The sequence below is a fragment of the uncultured Demequina sp. genome (assembly GCF_913055775.1).
Taxonomy (GTDB): domain Bacteria; phylum Actinomycetota; class Actinomycetes; order Actinomycetales; family Demequinaceae; genus Demequina.
Genome location: NZ_CAJXJX010000098.1, coordinates 1 through 10,238, shown reverse-complemented (window position 1 = coordinate 10,238; position 10,238 = coordinate 1). Strand labels below are relative to the sequence as shown.

Sequence of the window (10,238 nt, the reverse complement as noted above, 5' to 3'; positions counted from 1 at the left end):
GTTGAACGCGCTCGCCGCGGCCGATCAGCTCATCGTGCCGCTCCAGACGGAGTACTACGCGCTCGAAGGGATCGCCGGGATGATGGACACCGTCGAGCGGGTGCGCGGATCGCTCAACCCCGAGCTCCGCATCCTCGGGATCCTCCTGACGATGGTCGATTCGCGCACGAACCTGTCGCGCCAAGTGGAGGAGAACGTGCGGGCGCACTTCGGACCGCAGGTTTTTCACACCGTGATTCCGCGCAACGTGCGGCTGGCCGAGGCGCCATCGCATGGCGCGCCGATCTTCGACTACGCGATCGAGTCGCAGGGGGCTCTGGCCTACCGAGCGCTCGCCGAGGAGGTGTTGCTGCGTGTCAGCGAAGGCTAGAGGGTTGGGGCGCGGGCTCGATGCACTGCTGCCGAAGTCGTCGGACCGGGTGCCGCAGATGGTCGCGGTCGACCAGCTGACGCCGTCGCCGTACCAGCCCCGAAGTCGGCTGGACGACGCCAAGGTGGCGGAGCTGGCGGCGTCGGTCGCCGAGAAAGGCGTGCTCCAGCCGTTGCTGGTGCGGCCGCGCGAAGGTGGTTTCGAGATCGTGGCGGGCGAGCGTCGCTTCCGGGCCGCGCAGAAGGCGGGCCTTTCGTCCGTGCCTGTGGTGGTCCGGGAGCTGACGGATCAGGAGACCCTCGAGGTCGCCATCGTCGAGAACCTCCAGCGAGAGGATCTGACCGCGCTGGAGGAGGCGCATGCCTACGAACGGCTCATGACGTTCGGGTTGGACCAGGCTGCGGTGGCGCGATCGGTCGGCAAGAGCCGGAGTGCGGTCGCCAACACGCTGCGCTTGCTGCAGCTTCCGCAGGACGCGATGGATGCGCTCGCGGCGGGGGCGATCAGTGCCGGTCATGCCCGGGCGATCCTCGCGCAGCCGGAGCCGGATCGCGCCTGGGCGCTCGAGCAGATCGTCGGCCGCGGGCTCAGCGTCCGCCAGGCGGAAGCGCTCAAGCGGCCGATCGGCGGCACGCGGCGGAATCCGAGCGATGGTCGGTATCGCGGCCTCGAAGAAGACCTTGCACGGCACGCGGGCACGATGGTGCGCGTTCGGGGTGGGAAGAAGGGCCGCATCGAGCTGCACTTCCGGTCGGAAGAGGAACTCGAGCGGCTGCTGGAACTCCTCGGTTACCAGGCCTGAACCGCCGGTTCGACGCGGACCAACACGGTTCGACGTGGCCCGAAGCGGCGTCGCGGACGCTGCGAAGGAGGCGACGTTTCACGTGAAACGCGTGGGGCCAGCGCCCGCCCGAGCGTGCGGGGTGCGTGGGCGCCGGTGGTAGCCTGACGCCATTCCAGGGCGGTGCCGGCACGAACCAGGGTCGACTCCGCCGGGAGCGAGGAGACGCCATGAAGGAACCGATGAGAGTCGCGGTCACGGGTGCGGCAGGGCAGATCGGATACGCGCTGCTGTTCCGCATCGCCTCAGGCCAGATGCTCGGGGCCGACACCCCGGTCAAGCTGAACCTGCTCGAGATCCCGCAGGGGGTGAAGGCAGCCGAGGGCACCGCGATGGAGCTCGACGACTGCGCGTTCCCTCTGCTGGCGGGCATCGACATCTACGACGATGCGACGGCGGCCTTCGACGGCGTCAACGTGGGTCTTCTCGTGGGAGCCCGCCCGCGCGGCCCGGGCATGGAGCGCGGCGACCTGCTCGCGGCCAACGGCGGGATCTTCGGTCCCCAGGGGGCGGCCATCAACGCGGGTGCGGCTGACGACGTGCGCGTCCTCGTGGTGGGCAACCCCGCCAACACCAATGCGCTGATCGCCTCCGCCCACGCGCCGGATGTACCTGCGGATCGCTTCAACGCGATGATGCGTCTGGACCACAACCGCGCCCTCGCGCAGCTCGCGGCGAAGACCGGCACCACCGTCGCGGACGTGAAGAAGGTCGCGATCTGGGGCAACCACTCCGCCAAGCAGTACCCGGATGTGGCGCACGCGACCATCGGTGGCGACGCGGCTCCTCAGGTGATCGGCGATGACGCGTGGGTCACGGACACCTTCATCCCGACGGTCGCGAAGCGCGGCGCCGCGATCATCGAGGCGCGCGGGGCGTCGTCCGCGGCCTCGGCCGCGAACGCCGCGATCGACCATGTCCGCGACTGGGTGCACGGCACCCCGGAGGGCGACTGGACGTCGGTGGCGCTGCCGTCCGACGGCTCGTACGGTGTCGAGGAGGGCCTGATCTCCTCGTTCCCGGCCGTGTCGAAGGGCGGGGCCTGGGAGATCGTCCAGGGTCTAGACATCGCAGCCGATGCGCGGGCAGGCATCGACGTGTCTGTCGCCGAGCTCGCGGAGGAGCGGGACGCGGTGAAGGAGCTGGGGCTCCTCTAGTACGGGGCGCGATTCGCACTGTCGTGCGACGCGAGCCGGTGCGGCGCCTCGGCCCCGAACGGGACTCCCGCGGGGGTGTTCCTCGGATCGCAGGTGTTGCGTCGAGGCAGGTATGATTGCGGCCAATGTCACGATCGCCTTCCCCCTCTCCGTCGACCGGCTCCTGGGGCCGGGACTCCGGCGCACGGCATCCGCAGAGAACTCCGTGTTGGTGGTGTGCCCAGTGAGCCTCAAGCAACGGGTGCCTGCATCCCTGCGCCCGGCTCTCGGCCGGGCGCGCCGCGAGGCCGGGCGAGTGCGCAGAGAAGCGATGCGGCGTTCGCGGCACATCGCCAACAGGCGTCTCATCGGCGCCGACTACGCAGCAGTCCATGATGGGCGTACGCTCAACGTCTTCGTCGGAAGGGCAAGCGCCGAGTCCCTGCTGGCGGTCGTCGACTCGCACGGCCGAGTGGCCGCGGGTGGAGCCCCTGGTAACGAGTGCGGCGACGGCAGATCGTGGACTCTCGACCTTGGCTCGCTGGACGACGGCGAGTATGCGCTTGCGCTCGACCATCCCACGGATCGGCGCATGCGCATCGACATCGCCGAGCCCTCGACCGACGTGTCCGACGATCCGGGAGTCGACGGCCCGGCGACCTTTGGCGCATCCCCATGCGTCGAGCTCAGAACCGGGCGCTCGGGGCTGACGGTCGTCAAGTCCACGCAGCGAGCCCAACCGTACGTGCGGTCCATGCTGCGCCACAACGATGGTCGCCTCGATCTGGTGCTCGAAGGCGTCGAGGATGCTGCTTCCCTCGTCGGCATCGAGCGCGCATCCTCCGACGAGCGAACTCTCGCGGATGTTGCGCGAGCGACAGCGGTCATCGACGTCAACCGCCTCCCTGCACAGGTGGATTCCGAGCAGATCTGGGATGTCTTCGTGGTGGAAGGTGAGGGGCGTCGCCGCCTGCGCATGACGGCCCGAGACCTGAGTCGCCCGGACCGAACGCTCTCGGTTCCCGCGTGGTTCGACGAGCGCGAGGGGCTCTCCGTGAGGTGCAAGGCCTACTGCGCGGTCGACGCGGGGCTCTCGATGAGAGTCACCAACGAGACCCCGGGAGCGTCCTCGTGAAGGTCAGCTATCTCCTCACGACACCTGACTTCGGCGCAGGCACGGAGCGCACCATTCTCACGCAGGCGTCGATCCTGGCGGGGGATCACGACGTCGAGGTGATCGGTGTCTACCGATCAGCCAAGGTGCCGCATCACCGCATCGACTCCCGCGTGAAGGTGCGGTACCTCGTCGATGAGCGGAACGGGCGACCCCAGGGCACCTCGCGGCTCGTCCCGTCGGAGTGGGACAACCAGTTCAGTCCGGTGACGGACGCCGCACTGGAGCGCTGCCTGCGCGGCCTCCGCGCGGACATCATCGTGACCTCCACGCCCGCGCTGGCTGCACTCGCCACGGAGTTCGCGCCGCGCCGGACGGCGGTGATCCATCAGGAGCATCGCCCGCCGATGCACCGCCAGGACGGGTTGGGGCCGCTGGTCTCCCACGGGGCTCGAATCGACCTGCTGACGAACCTGACGCAGCGCTCGCAGGACTGGCTGCTGGAGCGACTCGGAGAGTCCGCTCCGCCGATGGCGGTCGTCGAGAATCCGCACGAGCCCGGATTCGTGCCGCGCACGTCCTTGGCCAACCGCCTCATCGTCGGCGCAGGTCGCTTCACCTTCCAGAAGAGGTTCGTGGACCTCATCCGCGCATTCGAGATCGCGGACCGTGACGTGCACGGGTGGCGGTTGCGCATCTTTGGCGATGGATACGAGTACGACCAGCTCCGCAGCGAGGTGCATCGGCTCGGGCTCCTGGGCAAGGTCGATATCGTCCCACCGACTCGCCGACTTGCAGCGGAGATGTCCAAGGCCTCGATCTACGGTCTGAGTTCCCGGTACGAGGGGCTTCCGATGGTGGGCATCGAGGCGGCGGTGGCCGGAGTCCCGATGGTCGCCTACGACATCGAGACTGGGCCCCGAGAGATCATCTCCAAGGCAGGCGGAGGGGTCTTGGCCCCGAACGACTCGGTCGAGGCGCTGGGGTCGTCGCTGGCGCTCCTCATGGAGGACCCCGCTGAGCTCGCGCGAGCCTCGGAGAGAGCCCTCGAGGGCTCTCGGGCGTTCGCGCCGCACGTGATCCGCAGCCGGTGGCTTGAGATCTTCGAGCAGGTGGCAGGCAAGACTGCGGGAGACGGGTTCGCGGCGACGGTGGTGCCGTCGAGTGTGGAGGCGCCGCCCACGCCGGCGACACTGAGGCTCGCAGCGGAGGCGACCCACGCGCCCGCACGGTCGCTCGGCGCGCAACGCGAGCTCGAACGCGGAGTCCTCACGGTGCTCGACGATCTTGGCGTCGACTATGCGCGGGTGCGCGCGGTGGAGCCCCGAGAGGACATCGTCGTCCTTGAGGCAGACCGCGCGCAGGTGCTCGATGCGCTCGTGGCTCTCGTCCATGAGCGCCAGTGGTCGGCGCAGGCCTACCGTGGCGGCGGAGCACTCGGACTCGCGCCATGGACCAAGCCCGCCGATGCGCCCGCGACGCTTCCGCGTGCGTCGCACGTCGCGATCGACGTGACGTCGGCGGATCCCGAACACCCCGCCGCACGTGTGGCTGTCGAGTTCTGGGCACCAGGTGCCGACGGCACCCACAGGGCTCCGCGACCCAACGCCAATGCGGAGTGGGTCGACGACGCGACGTGGCGCCAGTGGACCGCGCATCAGCGGCCGTCGATATCGGGTCAACCACTATGGAACGTCGCGGACTTCCCGATCGATGTGGTGTTCACCTGGGTCGACGGCGCGGATCCCGCGTGGAGCGCACGGCGCGCTGAGCACCTTGATCGACCCGCAGTTCCCGACGACTCGCCCGCAGACGATGCCAAACGCGATGCGCGTTTCACGAGTCGCGACGAGATCTACTTCGCGGTGGCGGCGGTGCACAAGTATGCGCCGTGGACGCGGACGATCTACATCGTGACCGATGGGCAGACGCCTGCACGGGTCGTGGAGGACTTCCCCGACGTCGTCATCGTCGACCACAGCGAGATCTTCCCCGACCCATCAGTGCTGCCGGTGTTCAACTCTCATGCGATCGAGTCGTGTCTCCACCGCATTCCGGGCCTGTCAGAGCACTTCCTGTACTTCAACGACGACGTGATGCTCACGCGTTCGGCTGTGCCGGAGGACTTCTTCCTCGGCAACGGCGTGGCGAAGTTCTTCGCCTCGAACTTCCAGGTGAACCACGGAGGGCATCGAGAGCTGCCTCACTTGGGCGCGGGAGCGAACAACCGCGCTCTGGTCCTGCGGGACTTCGGTCTCGAACTCACGCAGTCGATGCTCCACACCCCCTACCCGCACGTGAAGAGCGTGGTCGAGGAGATGGAGGAGCGATACTCAGACGAGTTCGACGCCACGCGTGCGCGGCGCTTCCGCTCCGGAGACGACATCTCGGTGATGTCCTCATTTGCGCAGTACTACGGCTACGCGTCGCGCAGATACGTTCCCGGCCAGTTGCGGTACGACTACGTGTCACTTCGAGGGGCGGGTCTGGTGGATCGGATGAAGCGCGCGCTCGAGAACGATGCGCTTCAGGCCATCGCGCTCGGCGAGCCTCGCGATCGAGACTGGCGGCACCCGGATGAGCATGCGCTCGTGGAGGAGTTCCTGACAAGGATCGCCCGTTGAGGGGAGCTCCGCTCGACCGTGAAGTGTCGTGCTCCTCAGGTAGCATTGTCGCGCAGCAGGGCTCCTGCCGCCTTCCCCGGAGCGCGGAGCGAATCGCGGCCCCAGCCTTAGTTCCTGTGACGCCCGCCAGCACGGGCCCTGATGAGTCAGCACCTGTCCACGGCCGCGTGGTCACGGGCCTGGACGAAAGGACTCGAGTTGTCTGAGCCGCAGTTCTCGGTCATCATCCCAGCGTTCAACGTCCAGGGATACCTGAGGCAGGCAGTGATGTCGGTGGCCGGCGCCGACCGGACCGAGGTCATCGTCGTCGATGACTGCTCCACGGACGACACCGCGCGCCTTGCAGACGAGCTAGCCGCGCTGCATTCGTCGGTCCGTGTCGTGCGACCCGAGAGCAACGCGGGGCTCGGTCGCGCGCGCAACCTGGGCATGTCGCACGCAAGCGGCGAGTACATCCTCTTCCTTGACGGGGACGACTACTTCGCACCCGGTGCGCTCGAGGAGATTCGTGACGCGGTGACGGCGCAGTCCCCGGACATCGTTCAGTTCGGCTACGCGCGTCTCTATGCCAATGGCGACGTCCACGAGGGCGTCAAGCGGGAGCCGTTGCAGGCCCCGGGCCCGTTTGTCGCGTCGGAGCGGCTCTCCATCTACTCCGTTCTCAACGTTGCTTGGAACAAGGCCTACCGGCGGAAGTTCCTCGAGCAAGCGGGCCTCGAGTTCCCGGAGGGGTACTACGAGGACATTCCCTGGACCTACCCGCTGCTGGCCCTCGCCGAGTCGATCGTCGGCATCGACCGGCCGCTCTATCTCTACCGCCAACGATCCTCCGGCTCCATCCTGCGCAGCACGGACCGTCGCCACCTGCAGATCCTCGATCAGTTCATGCGCCTCATGGCCGTGCTCGATGAGCGCGCCATCGATGGGCCTGACCGGCGCGCCATCTTCGACAGCGCGTTTCGCAATCTCGCGACCCTGCTGACCGATCAGAGGGGTCGGCTGCCTGCGGGGGAGCGCCGGCAGTTCTATCGCGACGTCCAGCGAGCGCTTCGATCGCACGCCCCGGCGGAGTATGCGCCTCCGACCACGGGTGACAAGGTGAAGGCGATGGCCTGGATCTGGCGGGAGCCGTACCCCGCGTTCGAGAGCCACGTGCTGCTGCGCGATGCGTACCGACAGGGGCGCAGCCGTGGACGGAGCGCCGCCGGGCTGGCCAAGCGCACAGCTCGATGGGCCTATCACCACCCGCGTCTCTACCAGGTGCTCCGGCGCTCTGCCCGTCTGGACCCTGATCTCGTCGTGCTCGAGGCGCTGTGGGGCCGTTCACCGCGTCTCAATTGCCTCGCAGTCGCCAACGAGATCACGGCGAGCCACCCGGAGAAGAAGATCGTGTGGCTCGTGCAGCCGGCCGACGCTTCCCTGGTGCCGGACGGCGTCGACTATGCCGTCCAGGGGTCGCACAAGTACTTCAGGTCCCTGGCCACAGCGACATACCTGTTCGTCGACGCCAACCTGCCCAGTTGGTGGCGCAAGCGGCGCGGACAGGTGCTGACCCAGCTTCATCACGGCACCCCGCTCAAGCTCATGGGGATGGAGGAGCGTGGCAAGGATCGCGAGTGGCGGAACCGTCTGCTCGCTCGATGCTCGCAGTGGGACTACTCAGTAGTGTCGAATTCGTACACCGCGGAGGTCTGGAAGCACAGTTATCCGGTGCGATGCGAGACGCTCGAGGTGGGATATCCGCGCAACGATGCCCTCGTGAGTCCCGACGGCACCGTCGGCGCGCGCGTGCGGGAGCAGCTCGGCATCCCGGCGAAGTCGCGCGTCTTCCTCTATATGCCGACGTTCCGCGACGGCGGCGCGGGGGTGTCCACCGGCGTCGACATCCGCGAACTCGCCGCCGCGATTCCCGAGGACGTGGTGGTGCTGGTGCGCGGCCACTATTTCTACGCGGCACAGACCAGTCTCCCGTCCCAGTCGCGCGTCATCGACGTGTCCTCGTACCCCGAGGTCGAGGAGCTCTACCTGGCCGCGGACGTCCTGGTGACGGACTATTCCAGCGCGATGTTCGACTTCGCGAATCTGCGCCGGCCGATCATCATCTTCCCCTACGACTGGGATCTCTACCAGAGCACGCGGGGGACCTACTTCGACGTGACTGCGGATGCCCCTGGCGCAGTCGTGTGGTCCACGGAGGAACTGGCTGCAGTCATCACGGACAAGTCCTATGACAGTGATGAGAATCGCGAGCGCATCGAGAGATTCGCGGCGATCTTCACGGAGTTCGAGACGGGAACTGCAGCGAGGGACGTCGTCGCCCGGGTGATTGACGGCGTGGCATCCCCACGTGCCGCTTCTCGCCCGATTCCGGCGCTCACTTCATGGTGGACCGACCGCGTCGCGTGAACGGAGCGCGCGCGGTGGTCGTGTCAGTCTCGTCCGGGCGGGCATAGCCGAAGCGCCGGTAGTCCTCGGCGTAGAACGATCCTACGAGTCGGCGCACGTTGTCATTGACCTCGACGTCTCGAGGTGTCCCCCCCGATCGCTCCTCGCCCGTGTTGCGGCGAGGAGCAGACGGGGGCACGTCAAGGCCAGTGAGGATCTTCAGGTCCTCGAGACCTGCGTCAAGGCCGTCCTCGAAGCGGTAGACGCGCGTTCCGGGCACCAGGAATTCGTGCTGCGGACGCATGTGATTGTCAAGGTGGTAGGGGTCCGCGTACGTGGTGGCGAGAGAGGCGCGCACCCACTCCTCGAAGGCTGCCGCGGAGGTATCCACCGAGCTGCCCTTGCTCGCGGTGCTCCGGAACACATACTCGGACAGCACGCGCTTGAGCGGATCGCGGACGTAGGCGAAGATCCCATCGAAGCGATCGAGCCTGTAGGTGGCCTCGAGCACGGACGCCTCAACGTGCTGCGGTGTGCAGCGGCGGTAGTAGTTGACGGAGCCCTTGCGACGATTGCCGTCGACGAAGTTCACGTCCCAGCCGGCGTCTCGGAAGGCCCACTCGACGGAACTGCCCCCGGTCTTCGGGATGTGAATGAACAGCAGGCCTGCCTGCTCCTTGCGCATGATGGGCATGCTGGTCCGTCCTTCCGGCGCTGACGCGCGAGGATCACGGTAGCACTGGAACGCGTGTTACCTGGGTTGGCGTGGTGTCTTGAGTCCGTCCAGCACCCGGATCACCTTGCGACTGCGATAGCGCTCGAGTTGACCCCTGGTGCTCTCCAGCTCGGCTCTCAGCCGCTCGATCTCGGCTCGCGATGCCTTGTCCTTCTCGTGGAGCTCACGGCGCCGATCGGCGCTCCTGGCGTACTCATCGAAGACCGGCAGGATGGTCTCGCTGATGCGCGCCCACTCGCCCTTCGGTGTGTAGGTCGGCGCGTGCGGGCTCTCGTCGAAGCTCACGTCGGTGTCCGTCTGCATCGACTGTGCGAGCGCGTCCCACCAGCGACCCTGGAGGCCCCGGGCGACGTCGGCTGACTGTGAGCGGTGGGCGACGAGCTCCGGCGTCTTCTCCATGGCCTCCTGTGCGGCAGCGGGGACGAGGTCGAACGTGCTCTTGGGCAGCACGAAGGCCTGGAGTCCGACGTTGCCCAGGGCGCCGCGCATGCGCATCAATGAGTAGTACGAAGGCGCAATGGCGACGGCGGGGGCTGCAAGTGCAGACGCGAAGACGACCGGGTGGTAGCGGGTGGAGAGCGACAGGGCCGCGGTGTCGATCAGTGCGACGTCTTCGCGCGCGGTGATCATCCGAGTCGATCGCACGCGCGCGGAGCCCGCGATCTCAGCGATCGCTTCGTTGCCGATCTGGTCTCTCGAGCGGAGCGTCGGATCGAGGGAGCCAGCGTGAGGTGCGAGCAGCACGTCGACGTCGTGCGCATCGGCCAGCGTGGTGCACAGCTTCGCCAGGTCGCGGTAGTACGCCTTGCGGTGGGGCCAGATGGTTCCGTGGTGGTCCGTGAAGGACGCGATCACGAAGGGCCGGTCGCCGACAAGCTCCGCAGCGCTCGCTCGGGCGGCATCGTCCGCATCCAGCAGGATGGCGTCGTCGGAGGTGTGGTGAATGCGCTCGGGGTGCGCCACGTGCTTGCGCAGAAGGGCTGCGGTGACGCTTTCGCGGCAGCCGAAGGCTCGTGCTGTGTCGGCGATCTC

Annotated in this window: 8 protein-coding genes; 6 read left to right on the top strand and 2 right to left on the bottom strand. The window is 67.6% G+C overall.

The window, feature by feature from the left end; translation table 11 throughout:
• The 6 genes from QZ483_RS10225 to QZ483_RS10200 all read left to right on the top strand — a co-directional run.
• Positions 1-370, top strand: a 370-nt coding sequence (locus QZ483_RS10225; RefSeq protein WP_297083622.1) for a ParA family protein, incomplete at its 5' end; no start/stop codon positions are given.
• A 4-nt stretch (positions 371-374) separates the two neighbouring features.
• Positions 375-1,172, top strand: a complete 798-nt coding sequence (locus QZ483_RS10220) for a ParB/RepB/Spo0J family partition protein (protein ID WP_297083619.1) — start codon at positions 375-377, stop codon at positions 1,170-1,172.
• Between the two features lie 209 nt (positions 1,173-1,381).
• Positions 1,382-2,368, top strand: coding sequence for a malate dehydrogenase (locus QZ483_RS10215; protein WP_297083616.1), 987 nt, complete (start codon positions 1,382-1,384; stop codon positions 2,366-2,368).
• 310 nt (positions 2,369-2,678) lie between these two features.
• The gene (locus QZ483_RS10210) at positions 2,679-3,482 is read left to right on the top strand and encodes a hypothetical protein (protein WP_297083614.1); all 804 of its coding nucleotides are present in this window, start codon (positions 2,679-2,681) and stop codon (positions 3,480-3,482) included.
• Positions 3,479-6,085, top strand: a complete 2,607-nt coding sequence (locus QZ483_RS10205; protein ID WP_297083612.1) for a stealth conserved region 3 domain-containing protein — start codon at positions 3,479-3,481, stop codon at positions 6,083-6,085. The genes QZ483_RS10210 and QZ483_RS10205 overlap by 4 nt, the downstream gene beginning before the upstream one ends.
• A gap of 198 nt (positions 6,086-6,283) precedes the next feature.
• Positions 6,284-8,491 carry a bifunctional glycosyltransferase family 2 protein/CDP-glycerol:glycerophosphate glycerophosphotransferase gene (locus QZ483_RS10200; protein WP_297083610.1) on the top strand — a complete coding sequence of 736 codons (2,208 nt, stop codon included), beginning with the start codon at positions 6,284-6,286 and terminating at the stop codon, positions 8,489-8,491.
• On the opposite strand, the gene QZ483_RS10195 is transcribed toward QZ483_RS10200, so the two are convergent.
• Together QZ483_RS10195 and QZ483_RS10190 are read right to left on the bottom strand one after the other, a co-directional pair.
• Entirely contained in the window at positions 8,460-9,164 is a 705-nt protein-coding gene (locus tag QZ483_RS10195; RefSeq protein WP_297083608.1) for a sulfotransferase family 2 domain-containing protein, read from the bottom strand. The two genes, QZ483_RS10200 and QZ483_RS10195, sit on opposite strands and share 32 nt — an antisense overlap.
• A gap of 57 nt (positions 9,165-9,221) precedes the next feature.
• Positions 9,222-10,238, bottom strand: a 1,017-nt coding sequence (locus QZ483_RS10190; protein ID WP_297083605.1) for a polysaccharide pyruvyl transferase family protein, incomplete at its 5' end; no start/stop codon positions are given.

Bases quoted from the DNA above. Each gene is read 5' to 3' on its own strand.
- QZ483_RS10215 (WP_297083616.1), top strand. From the start codon at position 1,382: ATGAAGGAACCGATGAGAGTCGCGGTCACGGGTGCGGCAGGGCAGATC.
- QZ483_RS10210 (WP_297083614.1), top strand. From the start codon at position 2,679: ATGCGGCGTTCGCGGCACATCGCCAACAGGCGTCTCATCGGCGCCGAC.
- QZ483_RS10195 (WP_297083608.1), bottom strand. From the start codon at position 9,164: ATGCCCATCATGCGCAAGGAGCAGGCAGGCCTGCTGTTCATTCACATC.